Source organism: Rhodovulum visakhapatnamense, assembly GCF_004365965.1.
In the GTDB taxonomy this organism is placed as follows: Bacteria; Pseudomonadota; Alphaproteobacteria; order Rhodobacterales; family Rhodobacteraceae; genus Rhodovulum; species Rhodovulum visakhapatnamense.
On the sequence record NZ_SOEB01000027.1, the window covers coordinates 36625 to 60513 of the forward strand.

At 68.5% G+C, this 23889-nt stretch carries 17 protein-coding genes and 1 pseudogene; 9 read left to right on the plus strand and 9 right to left on the minus strand.

Annotated elements, in window-relative coordinates; genetic code table 11:
• Positions 1 to 2: 2 nt before the first annotated feature.
• Complete coding sequence (scpA, locus tag EV657_RS18365; protein ID WP_134079266.1) at positions 3 to 2135, plus strand: methylmalonyl-CoA mutase; 2133 nt, start codon at positions 3 to 5, stop codon at positions 2133 to 2135.
• Positions 2136 to 2357: 222 nt separating this feature from the next.
• Positions 2358 to 3494, plus strand: a complete 1137-nt coding sequence (ispG, locus tag EV657_RS18370; RefSeq protein WP_075785121.1) for a flavodoxin-dependent (E)-4-hydroxy-3-methylbut-2-enyl-diphosphate synthase — start codon at positions 2358 to 2360, stop codon at positions 3492 to 3494.
• 135 nt (positions 3495 to 3629) lie between these two features.
• Here ispG and EV657_RS18375 read toward each other — a convergent pair whose 3' ends face one another.
• The 3 genes from EV657_RS18375 to EV657_RS18385 form a co-directional block, all read right to left on the minus strand.
• Positions 3630 to 4388, minus strand: a complete 759-nt coding sequence (locus EV657_RS18375) for a DsbA family protein (RefSeq protein ID WP_113668415.1) — start codon at positions 4386 to 4388, stop codon at positions 3630 to 3632.
• Between the two features lie 88 nt (positions 4389 to 4476).
• Complete coding sequence (locus EV657_RS18380; RefSeq protein WP_113668416.1) at positions 4477 to 5211, minus strand: DsbA family protein; 735 nt, start codon at positions 5209 to 5211, stop codon at positions 4477 to 4479.
• Positions 5208 to 6551 (minus strand): M48 family metalloprotease, encoded by a 1344-nt coding sequence (locus tag EV657_RS18385; RefSeq protein WP_243837730.1) that lies wholly within the window; start codon positions 6549 to 6551, stop codon positions 5208 to 5210. The genes EV657_RS18380 and EV657_RS18385 overlap by 4 nt, the downstream gene beginning before the upstream one ends.
• A gap of 62 nt (positions 6552 to 6613) precedes the next feature.
• Between EV657_RS18385 and EV657_RS18390 the strand changes: the two genes are divergently transcribed.
• Both EV657_RS18390 and rarD read left to right on the plus strand, forming a co-directional pair.
• Complete coding sequence (locus EV657_RS18390; protein WP_134079267.1) at positions 6614 to 7753, plus strand: pyridoxal phosphate-dependent aminotransferase; 1140 nt, start codon at positions 6614 to 6616, stop codon at positions 7751 to 7753.
• Positions 7750 to 8703: an EamA family transporter RarD gene (rarD, locus tag EV657_RS18395; RefSeq protein WP_134079269.1), complete on the plus strand. Its 954-nt coding sequence runs from the start codon at positions 7750 to 7752 to the stop codon at positions 8701 to 8703. Before EV657_RS18390 ends, rarD begins: the two co-directional genes overlap by 4 nt.
• On the opposite strand, the gene EV657_RS18400 is transcribed toward rarD, so the two are convergent.
• The gene (locus EV657_RS18400) at positions 8619 to 9197 is read right to left on the minus strand and encodes an LOG family protein (protein ID WP_075785127.1); all 579 of its coding nucleotides are present in this window, start codon (positions 9195 to 9197) and stop codon (positions 8619 to 8621) included. The two genes, rarD and EV657_RS18400, sit on opposite strands and share 85 nt — an antisense overlap.
• Before the next feature lie 100 nt (positions 9198 to 9297).
• Between EV657_RS18400 and EV657_RS18405 the strand changes: the two genes are divergently transcribed.
• Both EV657_RS18405 and EV657_RS18410 read left to right on the plus strand, forming a co-directional pair.
• Positions 9298 to 10587, plus strand: a complete 1290-nt coding sequence (locus EV657_RS18405; protein WP_134079270.1) for a LysM peptidoglycan-binding domain-containing protein — start codon at positions 9298 to 9300, stop codon at positions 10585 to 10587.
• 69 nt (positions 10588 to 10656) lie between these two features.
• A complete protein-coding gene (locus tag EV657_RS18410) occupies positions 10657 to 12498 on the plus strand; it encodes an ABCB family ABC transporter ATP-binding protein/permease (RefSeq protein WP_113668421.1) in 1842 nt (613 codons plus the stop codon).
• Positions 12499 to 12634: 136 nt separating this feature from the next.
• On the opposite strand, the gene EV657_RS18415 is transcribed toward EV657_RS18410, so the two are convergent.
• Entirely contained in the window at positions 12635 to 16189 is a 3555-nt protein-coding gene (locus tag EV657_RS18415) for an efflux RND transporter permease subunit (RefSeq protein ID WP_134079272.1), read from the minus strand.
• On the minus strand, positions 16186 to 17400 hold the full coding sequence (locus tag EV657_RS18420; RefSeq protein ID WP_113668423.1) for an efflux RND transporter periplasmic adaptor subunit: 1215 nt from the start codon (positions 17398 to 17400) through the stop codon (positions 16186 to 16188). Before EV657_RS18420 ends, EV657_RS18415 begins: the two co-directional genes overlap by 4 nt.
• Positions 17401 to 17647: 247 nt before the next feature.
• Here EV657_RS18420 and EV657_RS18425 point away from each other — a divergent pair, with 247 nt between their 5' ends.
• From EV657_RS18425 to der, 3 genes are all read left to right on the plus strand, one after another.
• The gene (locus EV657_RS18425; protein ID WP_134079273.1) at positions 17648 to 18301 is read left to right on the plus strand and encodes a tetratricopeptide repeat protein; all 654 of its coding nucleotides are present in this window, start codon (positions 17648 to 17650) and stop codon (positions 18299 to 18301) included.
• Between the two features lie 61 nt (positions 18302 to 18362).
• Positions 18363 to 19676: a PQQ-like beta-propeller repeat protein gene (locus tag EV657_RS18430; RefSeq protein WP_113668425.1), complete on the plus strand. Its 1314-nt coding sequence runs from the start codon at positions 18363 to 18365 to the stop codon at positions 19674 to 19676.
• 47 nt (positions 19677 to 19723) lie between these two features.
• The gene (gene der / locus EV657_RS18435; RefSeq protein WP_134079275.1) at positions 19724 to 21193 is read left to right on the plus strand and encodes a ribosome biogenesis GTPase Der; all 1470 of its coding nucleotides are present in this window, start codon (positions 19724 to 19726) and stop codon (positions 21191 to 21193) included.
• 151 nt (positions 21194 to 21344) lie between these two features.
• On the opposite strand, the gene EV657_RS18440 is transcribed toward der, so the two are convergent.
• The 3 genes and pseudogenes from EV657_RS18440 to EV657_RS18450 form a co-directional block, all read right to left on the minus strand.
• A complete protein-coding gene (locus EV657_RS18440; RefSeq protein ID WP_113668427.1) occupies positions 21345 to 22049 on the minus strand; it encodes a hypothetical protein in 705 nt (234 codons plus the stop codon).
• Positions 22046 to 23338, minus strand: a complete 1293-nt coding sequence (serS, locus tag EV657_RS18445; protein WP_134079277.1) for a serine--tRNA ligase — start codon at positions 23336 to 23338, stop codon at positions 22046 to 22048. Before serS ends, EV657_RS18440 begins: the two co-directional genes overlap by 4 nt.
• 462 nt (positions 23339 to 23800) lie before the next feature.
• Positions 23801 to 23889, minus strand: a pseudogene (locus tag EV657_RS18450) (IS5/IS1182 family transposase); the annotation flags it as partial.

Consider the following 23889-nt stretch of genomic DNA (forward strand, 5'->3'; position numbering starts at 1 on the left):
CGATGACGGACAAGACCACACGCTGGGCCGCGATGGCCGAAAAGGAACTGCGCGGCAAGCCGCTCGACAGCCTGACCTGGGAGACCCCCGAGGGGATTGCCGTCAAGCCGCTTTACACCGAGGCCGATACCGAGGGGCTGGCGCATATGGGCTCGGTTCCTGGCGAGGCGCCGTTCACGCGCGGGCCCAAGGCCACGATGTATACCGGCCGCCCCTGGACGATCCGGCAATATGCAGGCTTCTCGACGGCCGAGGAATCGAACGCCTTCTACCGCAAGGCGCTGGCCGCGGGTCAGCAGGGCGTGTCCGTCGCCTTCGACCTTGCGACCCACCGCGGCTACGACAGCGACCACCCGCGCGTGGTCGGCGATGTCGGCAAGGCGGGCGTCGCCATCGACAGCGTCGAGGACATGAAGATCCTGTTCGACGGCATCCCGCTGGGCGAGATCTCGGTCTCGATGACGATGAACGGCGCGGTGATCCCGATCCTCGCGAACTTCATCGTCGCGGGCGAGGAGCAGGGCGTCGAGCGCAAGCAGCTTTCCGGGACCATCCAGAACGACATCCTGAAAGAGTTCATGGTCCGGAACACCTATATCTATCCGCCCGAACCCTCGATGCGGATCATCGCGGATATCATCGAGTTCACCTCGACCGACATGCCGCGCTTCAACTCGATCTCGATCTCGGGCTATCACATGCAGGAGGCGGGCGCGAACCTGGTGCAGGAGCTTGCCTTCACGCTGGCCGACGGCAAGGAATACGTGAAGACGGCGCTGGCGCGCGGGCTCGATGTCGATGCCTTCGCCGGGCGGCTGTCCTTCTTCTTCGCCATCGGCACCAATTTCTTCATGGAAATCGCCAAGCTGCGCGCGGCGCGGTTCCTGTGGCACCGGATCATGACCGAATTCGGGCCGAAGAACCCCAAATCGCTGATGCTGCGCACCCACTGCCAGACCTCGGGGGTGAGCCTTGCCGAGCAGGACCCCTATAACAACGTGGTCCGCACCGCCTATGAGGCGATGAGCGCGGTTCTGGGCGGCACCCAGTCGCTGCATACCAACGCCTTCGACGAGGCGATCGCCCTGCCGACCGAGTTCTCGGCCCGGATCGCGCGGAACACCCAGCTGATCCTGCAGAACGAGACCAAGGTCACCAAGGTCGTCGATCCGCTGGCGGGGTCCTATTATGTCGAGAAGCTGACCGCGGATCTGGCCGATGCCGCCTGGGCGATCATCGAGGAAATCGACGAGATGGGCGGCATGACCAAGGCGGTGGCCACGGGCATGCCCAAGCTTCGGATCGAGGAGGCCGCCGCGCGCTGGCAGGCCCGTGTCGACCGCGGCGAAGAGGTGATCGTGGGCGTGAACAAGTTCCGCCTAGCGAAGGAAGACGAGATCGACATTCTCGATGTCGACAACATGAAGGTGCGCGACAGCCAGATCGCCCGGATCGAGAAGATCCGTGCCACCCGCGATCCGGCGGCCTGCACGGCGGCGCTCGAGGCGCTGGAACAGGCGGCGGCCAGCGGCGAGGGGAACCTGCTGCGGCTGGCGGTCGAGGCGGCGCGGGCGCGCGCCACGGTGGGAGAAATCAGCATGGCGATGGAAAAGGTGTTCGGGAGACACCGCGCCGAGGTCAAGACGCTGTCGGGCGTCTATGGCGCGGCTTACGAGGGCGACGAGGGCTTTGCCGCGATCCAGAAATCGGTCGAGGACTTCGCCGAGGAAGAAGGGCGGCGGCCGCGGATGCTGGTCGTGAAGATGGGGCAGGACGGGCATGACCGCGGTGCCAAGGTGATCGCGACGGCCTTTGCCGATATCGGCTTCGACGTCGATGTGGGCACGCTGTTCCAGACCCCCGAAGAGGCAGCAAGGGACGCCATCGACAACGACGTCCACGTGATCGGGATCTCGTCGCTGGCGGCAGGCCACAAGACCCTGGCGCCGAAGCTGATCGAGGCGCTGAAGGCACAGGGGGCCGAAGACATCATCGTCATCTGCGGCGGCGTCATCCCGCATCAGGATTACGAGTTCCTGCAGAATGCCGGCGTCAAGGCGATCTTCGGCCCGGGGACCAACATCCCGGCCGCGGCGAACGACATCCTGCGGCTGATCCGCGAAGCCCGCGCCTGATCCGGACGGCCGCGCCGGTTCGCGCGGAGCGCGGTAATCTTGCAAGACCGGCCCCGTCGCCTTTCGCGGCGGGGCCGGTGTGTTTCGCGGCGCACGGTCCTGCCGACGGGTGGGCCGGTGCTGTGCTGCCGGTGGGGGGGCGCGGCAAGGCCGCGCGTTGCGCCGAGGCGGGGAATCTTCTATCCAAAAGGTGGATTCACCAACGCCCGGACAGGTAGACCCATGTCTCTCAACGCCGTGCGCCCCTGGCGCAGCATCGACCGTCGCAAGTCCCGTCAGATCCATGTCGGTCCCGTGGCCGTCGGTGGCGACGCCCCGATCTCGGTCCAGACCATGACCAACACGGTCACGACCGATGTGAAGGGAACCCTTGGCCAGATCCTGCGGGCGGCCGAGGCGGGCGCGGATATCGTGCGGGTTTCGGTGCCCGACGAGGACTCGTCGCGCGCGCTGAAGGAGATCGTCGCCGAAAGCCCGGTGCCGATCGTGGCCGACATCCATTTCCACTACAAGCGCGGCATCGAGGCCGCCGAGGCGGGGGCTGCCTGCCTGCGGATCAATCCCGGCAATATCGGCGACGAAAAGCGCGTCAAGGAGGTCATCAAGGCCGCCCGCGACCATGGCTGTTCGATGCGGATCGGGGTGAATGCCGGGTCGCTGGAAAAGCACCTGCTCGAGAAATACGGCGAACCCTGCCCGGAGGCGATGGTCGAGTCGGCGCTCGAACATATCCGGATCCTCGAGGATAACGACTTCTTCGAGTTCAAGATCTCGGTGAAGGCCTCCGACGTGTTCCTGGCCGCGGCCGCCTATCAGGGCATCGCAGAAGTGACCGAGGCGCCGATCCATCTGGGGATCACCGAGGCGGGCGGCTTCGTGCCGGGCACCATCAAGTCGGCGATCGGGCTTGGCAACCTTCTGTGGATGGGAATCGGCGACACGCTGCGGGTGTCGCTCTCGGCCGATCCGGTCGAGGAGATCAAGGTCGGCTACGAGATCCTCAAGGCGCTGGGGCTGCGGCACCGGGGCGTCAACATCATCTCCTGCCCGTCCTGCGCGCGACAGGGCTTCGACGTGATCAAGACCGTCGAGGCGCTGGAGAAGCGGCTTGAACATATCAAGACGCCGATGAGCCTTTCGATCATCGGGTGTGTCGTCAACGGGCCGGGTGAGGCGCTGATGACCGATGTCGGCTTTACCGGTGGCGGCAACGGCAACGGGATGGTCTATCTGGCGGGCAAGCAGGACCACCGGATCTCGAACGAGGCGATGATCGAGCATATCGTCGAGGAGGTCGAGAAGAAGGCCGCCGAGATCGACGCGGCACGGGCCGCGTCCGAGGCGGAAGCGGCGGAATAGGGCGTTCGGTCGCCGCTGGGGGCCAAAATTCTTCGGCGAAGAATTTTGCGCGGGACCCGGCACGTATATGAGAAGGCCTTGGCATAACATCCCAGGAAAGTTCGCGAACTTTCCTGGGGTGCTTTTTCTGTGGGCTCAGTCGGCGCGGACGTCCGCGACCAGTTGCTTCATACCGTCCAGCGGGACGTAGCCGCGGATCATCTGGTCTCCGAGGATGAAGGTCGGGGTTCCCGAGATCTGCAGCCGTTGCGCCAGCGCGTGGTTCTCGGCGATGACCTTCTCCACCTCAGGCGCCTTCATCCGCTCGAGAACCGCCGTTGCGTCAAGACCGTTCTCCTCGGCCAGCCGTTTCAGCGAGTCGTCGGTGACATTGCCGCGGAAGGTGATCAGCGCGTCATGAACCTTGGCATAGGCCGCGTCGCCCGCGACCTGCTGGACCGCGATGGCAAAGCGCGAGGACAGGACCGACTGGTCGCCGAGGATCGGAAATTCCTTCACCACGAAGCGGATGTTTCCGTCGCCCTCGATCAGCTGCGTCACTTCCGAATAGGCCTTCCGGCAATAGGTGCAGCGGTAGTCGGTGAACTCGACCAGGGTCACGTCGCCCTCGGGATTGCCGCCGACCCAGGAAAAGCCGTCCTCGAAAATGTCCTTGGCATTGACCTTGACCAGGGTCTCGTCGTTCTGCGCCTGGGCGTCGGCCTGACGCTGTTCGAGCACGCCGATGGCCTCCATCAGCACCTCGGGATTGTCCATCAGATAGGACCGCACCTCGGCGCGGAACGCCTCGCGGTCGGCGGCGCTCATGTCGGTCAGATCGAACGCCTGGGCGGGGGCGGCGAGGGGAGCGGCGAGGCCAAGGGCCATCAGCGCGGCGGCGGTCATGCGGGTCATCGGCTCTCTCCGTTCGTGGTGACGCGGGTCGGTCCCTCTTCGACCACATCCCGGGCGCCGGGCCAATGGGCAAATGCGGGCGCCGAGGTCACTTCTTGCGGCGCATTGCCTCGACCATCCGCGACAGCGCGACGGCGGGCACGTCGCCCCGGACGAGCGTGCGGTTCAGCACCTGGGCCGGGGCCGGCCCCAGATCGAGCGCCTCGGCAAGCGCCTGCGTCCCGGCAAGCTTCGTCGCGATGTCCGGGGCGTCCATCCGGGCCGCAACGGCCGCCGGGTCAAGCCCCAGCGCTGCGGCGATCCGGTCGAGCGCGGCCCGGTCAAGCGGCCCTTTCGCCGCCAGAAGCCCGGCCTGAGCGGTGCCATAGGCGTCGGGCCCCGCAAGCCGAAGCACGGCCTGAGCGAACCGTGCGGCCCGCAGGGCCTCGGGATTCCCGGGATCGGGCGCGTCCTTGACCACGAGCCGCAGCCGCCCGTCCTCGGCAGCGGTTTCCAGCGCCGCGTCCAATGCCCGCGCGGCGCCCTCGGCGCGGTAGTCGACGAAGCTGACCAGCGTCACGTCGCCCTCGGGAGTGCCGCCGGTCCAGTCATCCGGCGCGTGAAAAAGCTCATCCGCATGGGCAGCAATCAGGTCAAGATCGCTGGTCACGTGGCGTTCCATCCGGCGCGCTTCGGCGCCCTCCAGCGCCTCGCGGATCACCTCGGGATGGTCCAGCAGATAGGCGCGCAGCTCGGCGCGGAAGGCGGCTCGTTCGTCGGCGGTCAGCCCGGCGAGGGCGGGCGATCCGGCGGCCAGAAGGATCAGGACGGCCAGCGCCTTCATTTGCGCGCGCTCCGTTCCGCGGCGGCGAGGATGTCGTCGGCCCGCAGCCAGCCCGGCGAGCCGCGCGGCAACAGACCCTCGGCCCGGCGCGCATGGACGCCCGCCGTGTCCATCCGGCCCATGATCGCATAGCGTTCGGCGGTCGCGACCGAGGCCATGCCGTTATTTCCGGTGCGGGCATAGGCCACCGCCAGATCGCGCAGCATGCGCGGGTCGAACGGATCGCGGGCGCGGGCCTTCTCGAGCGCGTCGAGCGCCTGCCGGTTCTCGCCGGGGCGGTCGAGCGCCAGCAGCGCGCGCCCGTAGCCCGCGAGGATCAGGGGCTCGTTCGGGGCCATCCGGACGGCCCGGGCATAGGCCTGGGCGGCCGGGCCGAACTGACGGGATTCCAGCAGGATCTGGCCTTTCAGCTCCTGCACGAACGGGTCGCCGCCCTGGGCGGCCTCCAGCCGGGCAAGCTCGGCCATGGCCCGTTTCGCATCGGGCGTCCGGTGCCAGGCCACGGCGCGGCGCATCATGCCGATGGCGGTCTTGTCCTTTTCCGCCCGGCGCAGGGTATAGCGCGGGCTTTGCAGGAAGGCGCCCAGCTTGCCGCGCGCCCGGGCGAACCAGTAATCGGCCTCGGCATCGGGCTGGGCTGTGCCCTTGTAGGCGCTGGCATAGCCGCGCACGCTGCGCAGCCGGTCGGCATGCAGGGGATGGGTGCGGACATAGGGGTCCTGCCGGGTCTCGGACAGGGCCTCCTGACCGCGGAACATTTCAAGCACATCGACCATCGCCTGGGGCGAGATCCCGGCGCGGGCCATGTAGCGCGCCCCGGCCTGATCGGCCGAGGACTCTTCGGCCCGGGTATGGGCGAAAAGAAGCCGCTGCGCCGTCGAGGAACTGCCCATCGCCAGTCCCGCGGCGGCGTCGGCATTACCGGTGGCCGCGACCGCCAGCGACATCAACAGCCCCATGCCGGCGGCGGACCCCGCGCCGCGGATGTTGGCAAGCCGGCGCGTGATATGGCCGTTCGCGATATGGGCCAGTTCGTGCGCGATCACCGCCTGCAACTCGCCCGCGCTTTCCAGCCGCAGCAGAAGCCCCGAATGGACCATGATGGTCTGGCCATCCAGCACGAAGGCGTTGAGGCTCGAGTCCTGCAGCACCATCACGCGCAGCCGCTGCGGGCTGAGCCCGGCGGCGACCGCCAGCGGCTGGGTCAGGCGTTTCAGCGCATATTCGATCTCCGCGTCGCGGATCAGCGATTGCGCCCGCGCGGCCATCGGCGCGAGCAGGACGATCAGCGCCAGGGCGAGGCCCGCCAGGCCGCGCGCCAGTCCTGTCATGGCTGCCATTGACCTCGCCCCTCTCGGCTGGAAGAAAGCCTGCAACTGGCAGGCACCCTAAGGAGACGGGCATGAAGGTTTCAAGCCGGGGCGAGGTCGATCCCTTCATTGTGATGGATGTGATGGAGGCCGCCACCCGCGCCGAGGCGCAGGGCCGCAGGATCATCCACATGGAGGTGGGCCAGCCCGGCACGCCCGCGCCCGCGGCCGCCCGCAAGGCGCTGGCCCGCGCGATGGAGGAAGGCCCCCTGGGCTATACCGTGGGGCTTGGCCTGCCCGCGCTGCGCGCCCGGATCGCCACGCTTTACCGCGACTGGTACGGGGTCGATCTGAACCCAGACCGGGTGGTGGTGACGCCGGGGTCCTCGGGCGGGTTCACGCTGGCCTTCACCTCGCTTTTCGATGTCGGTGCGCGGGTCGGGATCGGCGCGCCGGGCTATCCGTCCTACAAGGCGATCCTCAAGGCGCTGGGGCTGGAACCCGTGATGATCCGGACCGAAAGCCAGCACCGGCTGCAACCGGTGCCGGGCGATCTGCCCGAAGATCTCGACGGGCTGCTGGTGGCCTCGCCCGCCAACCCCTCGGGCACGATGCTCGACCGCGACGCGCTGGGCGCATTGATCGGGGCGGCCGAGGCGCGCGGCGCGGCCTTCATTTCGGACGAGATCTATCACGGCATCGAATATGAGCGCAAAGCCGTGACCGCGCTTGAGATCACCGACGAGTCCTATGTGATCAACTCGTTTTCCAAGTATTTCTCGATGACCGGCTGGCGGGTCGGCTGGATGGTGGTGCCCGAGGATCATGTCCGCCGGGTCGAGCGTCTGGTGCAGAACCTCTTTATCTGCGCGCCCCATGCCAGCCAGGTCGCGGCGCTCGCGGCGCTCGATTGCGGCGACGAGCTGCAGGCCAATCTGGAGGTCTACCGGAAGAACCGCGCGCTGATGCTGGAGGGGCTGCCCAAGGCGGGCTTTACCCGGATCGCGCCGCCCGACGGCGCGTTCTACGTCTATGCCGATGTGTCGGACCTGACGACCGACAGCCGCGCCTTCGCCGCCGAGATCCTTGAAAAGGCAGGGGTGGCGGTGACCCCGGGGCTCGATTTCGACCCCGAGAGGGGGGCGGGCACGCTGCGCTTTTCCTATGCCCGTTCGACTGCCGATATCGAGGAGGGTCTGGCCCGGCTCGCCCGCTTCATGGCGGCGCGATGAGCCCGCTCAGCCCGGCCGCGAAGGGCGTTCTGGCGATGGTGGGGGCCTCGGCGATCTGGGGCCTCTCGTCGATGTATTACAAGCTTCTGGCCCATGTCCCGCCGCTTGAGGTGCTGAGCCACCGGACGATCTGGTCGCTGGTCTTCTTCGGGCTGGTGCTGGCGGTGCAGGGGCGGCTTGGCGAACTTTGGCGGCTCTTCGGTCAGGCCCGGGCGCTCTGGCTGGTGGCGGCGGCGGCGGTGATGATCTCGACCAACTGGTTCTTCTTCATCTACGCGATCCAGATCGGCCATGCGGTCGAGGCGAGCCTTGGCTATTACATCTTTCCGCTGGTCGCGGTGGCGGTGGGCTTCGCGGCACTGGGCGAACGGCCCTCGGCCCTGCAATGGGGCGCGGTGGGCATCGCCACCGTGGCCGTCGCGGCTCTGACCTGGGGGCTCGGCGTCGCCCCCTGGCTGTCGCTGGCGCTGGCGGGAACCTTCGCGCTTTACGGGCTGGCCAAGCGTGGCGTGCCCGCCGGGCCGGTCGTGTCGGTCACCGCCGAGGTCGTCTTGCTGTTGCCGCTGGCGGTGGTCTGGCTCTGGGGGGTGCATGTCGCGGGCTGGCCCGGGCTGACCGGGCGGGCGCTGGGCGCCTTCGGCCAGGATCTTGGCGACAGCCTGCTTCTGGTCTTTTCCGGGCCGCTGACGGCGGTGCCGCTGATGCTGTTCAGCTATGCCACCAAGCGGGTCAATTTCGCGACGGTGGGGCTGGTGATGTATCTGAACCCGACGCTGCAGGTGATGGTGGCGACGCTGGTCTTCCGCGAGCCCTTCACCGGCTGGCACATCCTGGCCTTCGCCCTGATCTGGACGGCGCTGGCGCTTTATTCGGCCGAAAGCCTGCGGCAGGACAGGGCCTCGCGCAGGTCCGCCATCAGGGCGGGCACATCCGGCACCACCCGGACATAGGCCGCCAGCGACGGCTCGGCGAAGCCCTCGTCGATGAAGTGGTGGATGAGCGCGCTCAGCGGGTTCCAGAAACCCGCCGTGTTCAGCAGATAGATCGGCTTGGCGTGCAGCCCCAGCTGGCGCCAGGTCAGCACCTCGAAGAACTCGTCCAGCGACCCGGCGCCGCCCGGCAGCACCACGATCGCGTCGGAATTCATATACATGACCTTCTTCCGCTCGTGCATGTTCTCGGTCACGATGAAGGTCGAGAGGTCGCGCTTGCCGACCTCGCGGTCGAGCAGGTGCATGGGGATCACCCCGAAGGTCCGCCCGCCCGAGGCCTGCGCCGCCCGCGCGACCCGCCCCATCAGCCCGACATCGCCCGCGCCATAGACAAGCTGCCAGCCCGCCTCGGCCAGCGCATGGCCGAGCGCCTCGGCGGCTTCGGGATAGTCGGGGCGCGTGCCGTCGCGTGAGCCGCAGAAGACACAGATCGAGGGGTTTTGAAGGGTCATGGGGCGCCTGCGGGATCGGTTTTCTGGACCCGTGATAGCGGGGTTGGTATGGTCTCGCAAGGCGCTCGCCTGGCGGGGACGCGCGCAGATGGGGAAGGCGATGTCGGAGAGCAAGCGGTCGGTCTGGACCTGGGCGATCCTCGGCGGCGAGGCGGTGCTGGTGCTGATGGTCGCCGCCTGGTTCCTCGGCCGCGACGACGACCGAAAGGCAGACGGTCAGGCGCCCGGGGCCGCGCCATCGACGGACGCGCCCAGCCGCAGCCCGGACGCCGCAGCGCCTCAAGCCGTACCCGCGACCGGACAGGCGCCTGCCGGGGCAACGCCTTTGGACGACCGCTCGGACCTTGCGCCGCCGCCGGACACCAAGCCGCCCGTTTTCGACGTGGTGCGGGTCGGCCCCGAGGGCGGCGCGCTGGTCGCGGGCCGCGCCGAGCCCGGCAGTTCCGTCGCGGTTCTGGTCGAAGGCCGCGAAGCCACCCGCACCGAGGTTGGCGCCGATGGCGATTTCGCGGTGCTGTTCGATCTGGACCAGAGCCGCGATCCGCGCCGGATCTCGCTCTCGATGCGCAGCGCCGACGGGCGCAAGACCCCCTCTGAGGCAACGGTGATCCTCGCCCCATCGCCCGCTCCATCTCCGGCTTCGCCCGCCGTCGAGGCCGAACCGGCGGCCGGGGGCGCGCAGGCGGTCGCACAGGCGGTCGCACAGGCGGGCGCACAGGCGGCCGATGTTGGCGCGCCAGTTCCCGGACCGGCGGCGGCGGAGGGCCTGTCGGACATCGGCGCCTCTGGTGCCGCCCCGGCGGTAAGACCCGTGATCGAGGCCCCGCACGCCGCCCCCGCGATCCTGATTTCCGATGCCGGGGGGGTGCGTCTCGTCGCGCCGCCGCAGGCCGGGGAGGCCCCGCCGGTCTCGGGCGTGACGCTCGACGCGATCACCTACGATGCCGATGGGGCAGTGCGCCTTGCCGGGCGCGGCCGGCCCGGCGGCGCGCTGCGGCTCTATCTCGACAACGCGCCGCTGGCCGAGACCGGAATCGACAGCGCCGGGCGCTGGATGCTGCATGCCCCCGAGATCGGTGCCGGGCTTCATGCGCTGCGGGCCGATCTGCTGGCCGCAGACGGCAGCGTCGCCGCGCGCTTCGAGACGCCCTTCCACCGCGAGGCTCCGGCCGAAATCGCAGCCACCGCCGCGCCGCCCGCAGGGCCCGGGGGCGCGACCGGGGTCCGGGTGATCACCGTGCAACCGGGTTACACGCTGTGGGGCATCGCCGACCGCACCTATGGCCGGGGCATGCAATACGTAAAGATCTTCGAGGCCAATCGCAGCCAGATCCGCGACCCCGATCTGATCTATCCCGGCCAGATCTTCGATCTTCCTCGGGGCGAGTAGCCCGCGCGTCGCTGGCCTTTTCCGGCATCCGGCGCTAGGGTCTGCCGCGCTCCCCAAGGAAGGCTATCGATGCGCCGTGGCAAACGCCCCACAACCGCAGATCTGTCGCAGTTCGACCGCGAGCAGGGCATGCGCACGATCCGCAAGGTCGCGCCCTATCTCTGGCCCCCGGGTCAGGGCTGGGTCAAGCGCCGGGTCGTCCTGGCGCTGGCCGCCCTTCTGCTGGCCAAGGTGGTCTCGGTCGGCACGCCGTTCCTTTACAAGGCCGCCGTCGACAGCCTGACCGGCGAGACCCGCGACGACACGCTGCTGCTGGCCGTGGGCGCGGTCGGTCTGACCGTCGCCTATGGCATGGCGCGGCTGATGAATACCGGCTTTCAGCAGCTGCGCGACGCGATCTTCACCCGGGTCGGGCAACGCGCGCTGAGGCGGCTGGCGCTGGAAACCTTCACCCATATCCACCGGCTGTCGCTGCGCTATCACATCTCGCGCAAGACCGGGGGGCTGTCGCGGGTGATGGAACGCGGCGTGAAGGGCGTCGAGTTCCTGCTGCGCTTTCTTCTCTTCAGCATCGGCCCGCTGATCGTCGAGCTGGCGATGGTGGGCGTCGTCTTCGCGCTGGCCTTCGATCTGTGGTATCTCGGCGTCGTGGCGGCGGTGATCGCGGTCTATTTCAAGTTCACCTTCGTCGTCACCGACTGGCGGGTGAAGATCCGCCGCCGGATGAACGACCAGGACACCGACGCGAACCAGAAGGCCATCGACAGCCTGCTGAACTTCGAGACGGTCAAGTATTTCGGCGCCGAGGCCCGCGAGGCCGACCGCTACGACCGCGCGATGGAAGGCTATGAAGATGCCGCGATCAAGACCTCCTATTCGCTGGCGCTGCTGAATTTCGGCCAGGCCTTCATCATCACGCTTGGCATGATCGCGGTGATGGTCATGGCCGCGCTGGGGGTACAGGCGGGCAAGCTGACGGTCGGCGATTTCGTGATGGTCAATGCCTACATGATCCAGATCACCATGCCGCTGAACTTCCTCGGCGCGGTCTATCGCGAGATCCGCCAAAGCCTGATCGACATGGGTGACATGTTCGCCCTTCTGGAACAGCCCGCCGAGGTCACCGACCGGCCCGGCGCGCCCGCGCTGAAGGTGACGGGCGGCGCGGTCGAGTTCCGCGACGTGCGTTTCGGATACGAGCCCGAGCGGCCGATCCTGCAGGGCGTCTCGTTTTCCGTCCCGGCGGGACGCAAGGTCGCCATCGTCGGGCCGTCGGGGGCGGGCAAGTCCACCATCGGGCGGCTTCTCTTCCGCTTCTACGACGTGACCGGCGGCGCGGTGACCATCGACGGTCAGGACCTGCGCGAGGTCACCCAGGACAGCCTGCACCGCGCCATCGGCGTCGTGCCGCAGGACACGGTTCTGTTCAACGACACCATCCTTTACAACATCGCCTATGGCCGCCCCGACGCGAGCCCCGCCGAAATCGAGGCCGCGGCCCGCGCCGCCAAGATCCACGACTTCGTCGAAACGCTGCCCAAGGGCTATGAGACGCTGGTCGGCGAACGCGGGCTCAAGCTGTCGGGCGGCGAGAAACAGCGCGTGGGCATCGCCCGGACGCTTCTGAAGAACCCGCCGATCCTGCTGCTCGACGAGGCCACCTCGGCGCTTGATTCCGAGACCGAGGCGGGCATCCAGTCGGAACTCAAGGCGATGGGCGAAGGCCGCACGGTGATCGCCATCGCCCACCGGCTGTCGACCATCGTCGATGCCGACGAGATCGTGGTGCTGGAGGACGGCCATGTGGTCGAGCGCGGCACGCATGAGGCGCTTCTGGCCCGCGGCGGCCGCTACGCCGCGATGTGGCAGCGCCAGCAGGCGGGCGAGGACGAGGATATCGCGGCCGAATGACCGCGCCCGGCTCCGGCGCGGCCTCGCCAAACGATCCGCCCGGACCCGGTCCGCGCTCGATCCCTCTTCTTCTTGGCAAAAATACCCATGGCACCCCGGCTCGCCACATGGCCCCGCGCCGGGGCAGGGGGCGCGATCATTCGGCGGCGCGAAGGCCGTCTGGCTTGCCTGCCGCCGCCCCGGCGGCCCCGGTTGGCTCCGGGGCCTCGGTCCAGACGATCTCGGGCCCATCGAGCCGCGCGGCGGCGCGGGTCAGCGCCAGGTCGCGGGCCGCGCGGCTGTCGGGGCCCGCGCTGAGTGCCGCCAGACGGCGCAGGGATGCATAGGCGCCCGCCCGCACCCATTCGCGGAGCGCCAGCAGCGAGGGCGTGAAGACCAGCGTCAGCACCGTCGCCACGCCCAGCCCGAAGACCACCGCCGTCGCGAGCTGGGTCCACCACAGCGAGGCCGGGCTGCCCATGGTATAGCCGCCATTGGCAAAGTCGAAGCTGACCCCCAGCATCATCGACAGCAAGCCCGCCATGGTGGTGACCGTGGTCAGGAAAACCGGGCGGATGCGGTCCTCGCAGGTGCGCACGATGGCCTCGATCCGCGGCATGTAGCGGGCATAGTCCTGATAGGTGTCGATCAGGACGATGTTGTTGTTCACGACGATCCCCGCCAGCGCCACCACGCCGGTGCCGGTCATGATGATCGAGAAGGGCTGGCCCATCACCAGCATCCCGATCAGCACGCCCGCCGAGGACAGCACCACCGCCAGCAGAACCAGCACCGAATTGTAGAAGCTGTTGAACTGCGCCAGCAGGATGATGAACATCAGCCCCAGCGCCGCGGTGAAGGCCTTCGACAGGAAGGCCGTGCTTTCCTCCTGGTCCTCCTGATCGCCGGTCCATTCCCAGCTGACGCCCTGCGGGAACGGCGCGGTGTCGAGCCAGCGGGTGAGGGTCGCGATCCGCTCATTGGCGTTGATAGGCTGGCCCTCGGCTGTCGTGAGCCCGTCGGCCACCGCCGCCTTGACGTCGAAATAGCGCTTGCCGTCGACCCGGTTGATCCGCCCGATCTTGCGCACCGGCGCGATCGTCACGAAATTCGACAGCGGCACCAGTCCGACTTCGGTCCGCACCTTCAGGGTGTCGAGCGTGGACAGCAGCCGGTCGCGTTCCGGCAGGCGCACGCGGATGTCGATTTCCTCGTCCGAGGACGGCACCCGCATGGTGTCGAGCAGGATGCCGCGGGTGACCAGCTGGACCATCTGGCCCGCCAGCACCGCCGAGGCGCCGAAGCGGCCGGCCTCTTCGGTATCGACATCGACCTGCCAGTCGATGCCGGGCAGGGGGCGGGTATCCTCGATGTCGCGCAGCCCCTCGGTGGCCTCGAACCGGTCGAGGGCGATCCGGGCGGCCGCCGACAGATCGTCCCAATTGTCGCCCTTCAGCCGCAGATGCACCGGCTTGGCCGAGGCGGGGCCATCCGACAGGTTCAGGATCTCGGTCCGGATGCCGGGGATCCCGGCCAGCTTGCGTTCGATCCGTGCGAGGATCAGGCCGCCATGCAGATCGGGGTCGGCAGCGCGCTCCTGCCATTTCTGCAGCTCGATCTGAACCTGGCCGATGGTGTCGAGCGGCGGGCTCGCGCCGCCCGTGTTCTGGCTCAGGCCGCCCTCTCCTGCGAAGGAGAAGACGTTCTCGACCCCGGGTTCGGTCAGCACGACGCGCTCGACCGCCTTCACCATCGCGTCCTTCTCGTCGATCGACAGGTTGCCCCGCGCCCGGACATAGACGATGGCCTGTTCGGGTTCGGTCTTCACGAAGAACTCGACCCCGTTATTGTGCTTGCCGTAATAGACGAAGACCCCGGCGACGAAGGCGAGCACGGCCCCGGCAGTGACCAGCGGCATCACCGGATTGCCAGCGATGGCGCGGATCAGCCGGCCGAAGAGGGTCGGGCGGTAGCCCGCCTTGACCGGCTCGGGCCGCGGGTCCCGCAGCGCGTTCACCGCCAGCGAACAGCCGATCAGCCCCAGCGTGAACAGCGCCAGTCCCGGCAGCATCTCGATCGGGCCCGAACTGGCCGGGCCGGGCGCGGGCCAGGCCGGGTTCAGCATCCGCATCGCGCCGAGGAAGGCCGTCGCCAGCGCCAGCGCCATCAGCCCGAGACGCAAACCCTTCGGCAAGGGCCTCAGCCGCTCGGTGATGCGCCAGAGCACCCGCGAAAACCGGCCCGCGACCCCGCCCACCACCGGCAGGTAGACCAGCGCGACCACCAGGCTTGCCGACAGCACGAAAATCAGCGTGACCGGCAAAAGCCCCATGAACTCGCCCGCGACGCCGGGCCAGAAGAGCATCGGCAGGAAGGCGCACAGCGTCGTCGCGGTCGAACTGACGATGGGCCAGAACATCCGCTTGGCCGCATCGGCGAAGGCATGCATCGGGCCGGTGCCCTCGGCGATGCGGCGGTCGGCATATTCCACGACCACGATGGCGCCGTCGACCAGCATGCCGACCGCGAGGATCAGCCCGAACATGACGATGTTCGATACCGTCACGTCGAGGATCGCCAGAAGCACGAAACACAAGAGAAACGAGGTCGGGATCGCGAAGCCCACCAGCAGCGCCGAGCGGGTGCCGAGAAAGGCCAGCACCACCACCATCACCAGCGCGATGGCGGTCAGAACCGACCCTTCAAGCTGGCGCACCATCGATTCCACATTGGTCGACTGGTCGTTCGAGGTCGTGACGACGATGGCCTGGCGCAGCTCTGGCGCCCAGTCCGCGCGGGCCTTCTCGACCTCGTCCCGCACCAGCCGCGAGGTGTCGATGATGTTGAAGCCCTTGCGCTTGACCACCTGCAGCGCCAGCGTCGGCTCGCCGTTGAAGCGCGCGGTCGAGCTGCGGTCCTCGAAGGTCAGCCGGATCTCGGCCAGATCGCCCAGCCGCACCACCCGGTTGCCGTTGACCTTGACCGGCAGGTCATAGACGTCCGAGGGATCGTCGAAAGAAGCCGGGATCTTGACCGCGAAGGCGCCGTTCGCCGTCTCGACCTCGTCGGCGGCGATCAACTGGTTGTTGGCGGTGACGACATTGACCAGTTCCTGCGCCGTCACGTTGTAGGATTCGAGCTTCAGCGGATCGAGGATCACCTCGAGCATCTCGTCGCGCTGGCCCGCCATCGAGACCTCGAGCACCGGGTCGAGCGCCTCGAGCCGGTCCTGCAGGTCCTTGGCCGCACGCACCAGCGTCCGTTCCGGCACCTCGCCCGCGAGGTTCACGACGAGGATCGGAAATTCCGAGAAGTTGATTTCGGAGATCGTGTATTTCTCGTAGCCGTCGGGAAAATCGGCCTCGGCCTTGTTCATCCGGTCGCGGACATCGGCGAGGATCTTGGTCTTGTCCCAGCCGAATTCGAATTCCAGCGCCACCCCGGCATAGTTCTCGCGCGCCGTCGCGGTCATCGAATCGAGCCCGTCGAGATCGGACAGCTCGGTTTCCATCGGCTTGATCAGCAGCTTCTCGGCATCCTCGGCCGAGATGCCGGGGAAGGGCACCGAGATGAACAGCGCCGGGATCTCGATATCGGGCTCGCCCTCCTTGGGCAGCTCGATATAGGCCAGCGCGCCCGCGACCAGCGACATCAGGACGAAAGCCACGACCATGCGGGCCCGCGCGGCGGCCCAGTCGACAAGACCGGTCATTGCGGGCTCTCGCGATAACTGACCTCGACCGGCGTGCCGTCCGACACGAATTCCTGTCCGACCACGATCACCTCGGCGCTGTCGGGCAGGCCCGCGACCCACATGCCCTCGGGGGCGTCGCGGATCACCTCGACCGGGGCAAAGCGGGCATGGCGGGTGTCATCGACATAGCGCAGCCCGAGCCGCCCGGCATCGTCCAGCGTCAGCGCCGAAGCCGGGACCAGATGGCCGCTGCGGGCGGGGCCGGCGATGCCGATCTCGACGCTTTGCCCGGCGCGGATCGCCCCGTCGGCATTGGGCGCCTCGACCTCGACGCGGAAGGTACGGGTGGCGGGATCGGTGGTGCGTGCGACGAAGGCGACGCGGCCCGCGATCTCCTGTCCCGAGAGCAGCCGGCCTCCGGCGGGCGCGCCGACGCGGATCTTGTCGACCTCGGTCTCTGGCACCGCGCCCACCAGCCGGATCGGGTCGAGCGCGATCACCGTGGCGCAGGGCAGGCCGGGCTGCATCAGCGTGCCCAGCTCGGCCGTGTCCTCGTCCAGCACACCCGCGAAGGGGGCGGCAATGGTCAGACGCTCGATCTCGATCTCGGCGGTCGCGACCTGGGCCTCGGCGGTCTTGCGGGCGGTTTCGACCGCCTCGAGCCCCGCCGTGGCCGAGGCCACCGCCGCCTCGGCGGTCGAGACCGCCGAAGCGGTTCCGGCGACCCGCGTGTCCGAGGCATAGCCCTCTTGCGACAGCCGCCGGGCGGCGCGGTCGTTGATCCGGGCTTCGTCCAGCTGGGCGCGGGCCTGGGCGACGGCGGCGCGCGCCTCGGGCAGACGCGCGCGGGATTCGGCCAGCACCGCCCGGGCCTGGGCCAGCGCCGAGGGCCGCGTACCCGGCTCGATCCGGCAGAGCGTCTGCCCGGCCGCGACGGCACTGCCCTTTTTCAGCGGCTCCGAGATCACCCGGCCGTCGGTTTCGGCCAGCACCTCGACACTGCGCGCGGCCTCGGTCTCGCCGCGAAGCCGGACGCCGCCCTGAACCTGCTGCGCCGTGCTGCGCTGCACGAGGACGGACACCTTCTGGGGACCGGAGCCGCCGGTATCTGCGGCTGGCGCGGGAGCGGGTTCCACCCCGGCAAAGACCATCACGCGGTCCCGTTCCATCATCAGCAGGTAAAAGCCGACCGTCACCAGCAGGGCGGTGAGCATCGAGATCCAACGCATGGACAGCCTTGCCTTTCTCGTCGCGCGCTTCGGGGCCGGTCGCGGCCGTCCCGGCAAGGCGGGTCGGCGCGGGACGGGCCCGGACCGGCCGCCTTGATCCATGCGCAGATGGTACGATCAAACGGGCAGGGGGTACAAGCGTTCCGGCGCCGTGCGGCGGCCATGGTCGCGGGGCTTTGCAAAGGGGCAAGCGCTGCGCTAAGACGGGCGCAAGCAGAGCCCAAGCAGCCGGACCGCCGAGACGCCCATGACCAATCCCGACAGTTTCATCCAGGAAGTGACCGACGAGGTCCGCCGCGACCGCCTGTTCGCCTGGATGCGCCGCTATGGCTGGATCGCGGCCCTGATCATCGTCGGACTGGTCGGTGCCGCCGCCTGGCGCGAGTGGAGCATCGCCCGGCAGGAGGCCGCCGCGCAGGCGCTGGGCGACAGCATTCTCGATGCGATCGAGATCCGCGATGCCGCGGCCCGCGCCGAGGCGCTGGGCCGGATCGGCGCCGACGGCCCGGCGGGCGCGCTGGTCGCGCTTCTGGCCGCCGCCGAGGCGCCTGATGCGGCCGGGCGGATCGCCGCGACCGAGCGGCTCGATGCCGTTGCCGCCGATGCCTCCCTGCCGCCCTACCTGTCGGATCTGGCGGCGCTGAAGCTTGTTCTGATGCGGGGCAGCGACATGACGCCCGAGGCGCGGCTGGCCGCGCTGGAGCCGCTGGCGGCGCCGGGGCGCCCGTTCCGGACGCTGGCGCTGGAACAGATGGCCTATGCCGAGATCGACGCGGACCGTACCGATGCCGCGCTGGACCGGCTGCGCGGCCTGCTTGACGATGCCGAGGCCAGCGCGGACTTGCGTCAGCGCGCCAGTCGGTTGATTGTGGCGCTCGGCGGATCGCCGGACGCCGGCTGATGCGGCCGCAGGCGGCCGGACAGCCAGACAGGACGAGCCCAGGATCGAGGGGACAGCGACAGTGAAATTCGGCCATGTAACGAGCGTCTTGGCGCTGGTCGCCCTGGTCGCGGGGTGCGGCGACAAGGAAGAGATCCTGCCGGGCGAACGGCTGGGCGTGCGCGAGGCCCTGGGCCTCGAGACGGCGCAGCCCGCGCTGCCCGAGGCGCGCGATATCGCGCTGCCGGCCGCGCAGGCGGTGGCCGACATGCCGCAGCTGGGCGGCAATCCGGAACATCTGACGCCCCATGCGGCGCTGTCGGCCACGCCCGCGCGGATCTGGTCGGCCTCGATCGGGGCGGGCAACAGCCGGCGCTACCGGATCACCGCGCCGCCGGTGGTTGCGGGCGGGGTGATCTACACGCTCGATGCGCGCAGCCAGGCCGCGGCCGTCTCGGCCGAGGGCAAGGTCCTGTGGAAGGCCGACCTGCGGCCCGAGGGCAAGCGCGGCAAGGATGTCAGCGGCGGCGGGCTCGCCTATGGCGACGGGCGGCTGTTCGCCACCACGGGCTATGGCACGCTGATCGCGCTGGATCCGGCGACCGGGGCCGAGCTCTGGACCCAGAAGGCCGATGCCGCGATTTCGGGTCCGCCCGCCTATCGCGACGGCATCGTCTATTTCGTCAGCCGCGACAACCGCGCCTGGGCGATTTCGGCTGCCGACGGCCGGGTGCAATGGCAGATCCCGGGCACGCCCGCGCCCGCCGGAATGCTGGGGGGCGCCGCGCCCGCGGTGACCGACCGGCTGGCAATTTTCCCCTTAAGTTCGGCCGATCTTGTCGCGACCCTGCGGCAAAGCGGGGTGCGCGTCTGGGGTGCGGCGGTCGCCGGTCAGCGGCGCGGCGCGGTCTATGCCTCGGTGACCGACATCACCGGCGATCCGGTGGTCGCGGGCAATGTGCTTTTCGCGGGCAACCAGTCGGGCCGCTCGGTCGCGCTGGATGTCAATTCGGGCGAACGGATCTGGACTGCCGAGGACGGCGCCTATGGCGCGATGCTGCCGGTGGGCGGCTCGGTCTTCTTCATGACCGATCAGGACAAGCTGGTGCGGCTCGACGCCCGCGACGGCAGCCGGATCTGGTCGGTGGATCTGCCGTACTTTACCAAGAAGAAGCCCAAGAAACGCAAGGCCGTCTATGCCCATTACGGGCCGATCCTCGCGGGCGGGCGGATCTGGGTCGCCTCGGATGACGGCTGGCTTCGGGGCTTCGACCCGGCCTCGGGCGCGGTGCTGGCGGAAATCGACCTGCCCGGCGGGGCCGCGTCGCGGCCGGTGGTAGCGGGCGGTACGCTTTACGTGCTGTCCGAGCGCGGGGAACTCGAGGCTTTCCGCTAGGCCCGGGATGGTGTAGGCGGTCGGTCTGATCCGGTTCGGAGAGACCCATGAGTTTTACCCTGGCCATCGTCGGCCGGCCCAATGTCGGCAAGTCGACGCTGTTCAACCGTCTGGTGGGCAAGCGCCTGGCGCTGGTCGACGACCAGCCCGGTGTGACCCGCGACCTGCGCGAGGGCGAGGCGCGGCTCGGCGATCTGCGCTTTACCGTGGTCGACACGGCCGGGCTGGAAGAGGCGACCGACGAAAGCCTGCAGGGCCGCATGCGCAAGCTGACCGAGCGCGCGGTCGGCATGGCCGATGCCTGTCTCTTCATGATCGACGCGCGGGCGGGCGTTCTGGCCGCCGACGAGGTCTTTGCCGACATCCTGCGCAAGAAATCCGCCCATGTCATCCTCGGCGCCAACAAGTCAGAGGGCCGCGCCGCCGATGCGGGGTTCCTTGAGGCCTATGCGCTGGGCCTTGGCGAGCCGCTCAGGCTGTCGGCCGAACATGGCGAGGGCATGGCCGAGCTGCATGCCGTGCTTGCCCCGCTGATCGAGGCCGCCGAGGCCCGGATCGATGCCGAGGCCGCGCCCGAGGTCGACGTCGATCTGTCCGAGGACGACGACGAGGACATGGAGGCTCCGGTCCGGATGCCGACCGCCGCGCGGCCCCTGCAGGTCGCGGTGGTCGGGCGGCCCAATGCCGGCAAGTCGACGCTGATCAACCAGATCCTCGGCGAGGACCGGCTGCTGACCGGCCCCGAGGCGGGCATCACCCGCGATTCGATTTCGCTGTCGATGGACTGGCAGGGAACGCCGGTCCGGCTGTTCGACACCGCAGGCATGCGCAAGCGCGCCAAGGTCCAGGACAAGCTGGAAAAGCTGTCGGTGTCGGACGGGCTTCGGGCGGTCAAGTTCGCCGAGGTCGTGGTCGTACTGCTCGATGCGCAGATCCCGTTCGAGGCGCAGGACCTCAAGATCGCCGATCTGGCCGAGCGCGAGGGCCGCGCGGTGGTCATCGCGGTCAACAAATGGGATCTCGAGACCGACCGTCAGGACAAGCTGATTGCGTTGAAAGAGGAATTCGCACGGCTTTTGCCGCAGCTGCGCGGCGCGCCGCTGGTGACGGTTTCGGCGCTGACCGGGCGGGGGCTCGACCGGCTGCATGATGCGGTGATTTCGGCCTATACGGTCTGGAACCGCCGGGTGCCGACCGCACGGCTCAACCGCTGGCTCGCGGGCATGCTCGAGATGCACCCGCCGCCCGCGCCCGGCGGGCGCCGGATCAAGCTGCGCTACATGACCCAGGTCAAGACCCGGCCACCGGCCTTCGTGGTGATGGCCTCGGTTCCCGAGAAGCTGCCGGAAAGCTATCGCCGCTATCTGGTCAACGGTCTGCGCGAGGATTTCGAGATGCCGGGCACCCCGATCCGGCTGACCTTCCGCGGCCAGGGCGACCGCAACCCGTTCCGGGCCAGGAAGAAAAAGACGCCCTCGCGGCTCAGAAAGCACATTGAGAAGAAGGCCGGCAGCTGATCCGGCTCCGCCCCGCCCTAAAGGCGGTGCCCGTCTTCGTCTGGTCCGTCATGGGTATTTGAACCAAGAAGAAGCCCAGCCCGTCTCTTCTTCTTGGCCTAAATACCCATGAACCGGCGCAGGCCGCGCAATGGAGCCGGAGTGGCGCGCCTCAGGTGGCGGCGCGCACCGTGAGAAAGCCGATCACGACGGCACCGGCAAGTGCGGCGATGGCGACGAGCGGCGCGCTGAAAAGGTTCGCGACGACGATCCCGCCAAGGCCCCAGATCAGCGCCACGCCATAGGCGGGCGCGCGGTCGAGCGGGAAAAGCACCGCCGCCCCGGTCGCCAGCGCGCCCAGAAGCGCGATCAGGGCCCAAGCGGTTTCGCCGAAGACGATGCCGTGGCCCGCGCCCAAAAGGCCGACCGAGACCCAGCTGGCCGCGGTCAGCCAGCCCGCATAAAGCCCGACCGGCGCCTGCAGCCACCAGCGGTCGACCAGAGGCGTCTCGACCAGCGCCCAGATCGCCATGGCGGCCATCCACCACAACAGCAGCGACGCCCAGACCGGCGAGAGCTGCGCGACCCCGATCCAGGCCGCACCCGGGGCAAGCGACAGAATCAGCGGCAGGCGGCAGCGCTCCCAGGCGCCGTCGCTCGCCCGGCGGAAGAGCCCGAAGCCTGCCGAGATCACCAGCCAGACATAGATCACGCCCCAGATCGCGAAGGCATAGCCCGCGGGCTGCACCGGCGGATCGTCCTGCGGGATCGGGAATTGCGAGGGCTCGAAGCCCGAGAACCCGCCGGGCATCACCGCCGAGGCGACGAAGAAAACAGTGGCGACGAAGACGAGGACCGCCTTGACCGGGTCGATCATGCCAGTTCTCCTTCAACTGTCAGCAGCGTCTTGCCGCCGAGCCAGGGAGCGAGCGCCTTGGGCAGGGCGACCGATCCGTCCTCGCGCTGGCCGTTTTCCAGCACCGCGATCAGGCAGCGCCCCACCGCAAGGCCCGACCCGTTCAGGGTGTGGACGTGGTCGGGCTTGCCGCCGCCCGCGGGCCGGAATCGGGCATTCATCCGCCGGGCCTGGAAATCGCCGCAATAGGACACCGAGGAAATCTCGCGATAGGTCGCCTGTCCCGGCAGCCAGACCTCCAGATCATGGGTGCGCCGGGCGCCAAAGCCCATGTCGCCGGTGCAAAGCACAACCGTCCGGTAAGGCAGGCCAAGCTTTTCCAGGATCCCCTCGGCGCAGCGCGTCATCCGGTCCAGTTCATCAAGGCCCTGATCGGGATGCACGATCGACACCATCTCGACCTTCTCGAACTGGTGCTGGCGCAGCATTCCGGCCGTGTCGCGGCCCGCCGAGCCCGCCTCGGACCGGAAGCAGAGCGAATGCGCGGTCATCCGGCGGGGCAGGTCGGCCTCGTCCAGAAGCGTGTCGTTCACGGTGTTGGTCAGCGTCACTTCCGAGGTCGGGATCAGCCACCAGCCCTCGCGGGTCTGATAGCTGTCCTCGCCGAATTTCGGCAGCTGGCCGGTGCCGTACATCATCTCTTCGCGCACCAGCACCGGCGCGTTGACCTCGGTCAGCCCGTTCTCGGTGACGTGGGTGTCCAGCATGAACTGCGCCAGCGCCCGGTGGATGCGGGCCACCGCGCCTTTCAGCACCACGAAACGCGCGCCCGACAGCTTGGCCGCGGTTTCGAAATCCATGCCCGCAGCGACGCCCGGAAGCTGGTAATGCTCTTTCGCGGCAAAGCCCAGATCGGACGGGGTGCCCCAGCGGTGCCGCTCGACATTGGCGGTCTCGTCGGGCCCGTCGGGCACATCGGCCAGCGGCAGGTTCGGCAGGCCCATCAGCATGTCGCGCAGGCGGGCGTCCTCGGCCTTGGCCTCGTCATCGAGCCGGGCGATCTCATCCTTCTTCTCGGCCACCAGCGCGCGCAGGCGTTCGAATTCGGCCTCGTCGCCGCGGGCCTTGGCGGCACCGACCTCCTTCGAGGCGGCGTTGCGCGCGGCCTGGGCCTCTTCGGCGGCAGAGATCTTGGCGCGGCGGGATTCGTCCAGCGCAAGGATCGCGGGCGAGACCGGCGCCAGCCCGCGGCGCGCCAGGGCGGCGTCGAAAGCGTCGGGGGTCTCGCGGATGGCGCGGATGTCGTGCATGTCTTGTCCTCGGGGTGGTCTGGGTCTTGGTCTCGGGCCGGTTATGCCCGATCTTGCGGAGGGACGTAAGAGGCCGGATCGGCGCGCCATTCGTGCCAGGCAAGGAGGAACTCGCCGCTGTTGAGTTTGATTCTGGACCAATTTGTCGGCGGCAGCATCTTCGCGACAACCGCAGCCTTCCGTTCCGGTGAATACGCCAAGTCATCATCGTGTCCCGCCCGCCTCAGATCATGCTGCCAAAATTACGAGCGGTGACAACTGTCCTGACAGAGGGGGCCTCCTTTCCCGGAATTGCTTGGGAAGACGGTTAGTGGACACATTTCCTGATCTTCCGCATTGCTGGAACTGCTTTCGCAGATCCCGCGTGAAGGGAAAATCTGATGGAGTGGTGTGGGCCGAAGCCGCGTAAGTCCGTCGGCTTCGGTAGACTCCATCAGCTGCGTAAGGTCGTTCTGCTCTAGGTCATGTTGACAAATGGCGGACCCAGAGACGGATCGACGTGATGTCAATGAAGCCGAGGAAGCTCTCAGCGGTCTTGTCGTAGCGGGTCG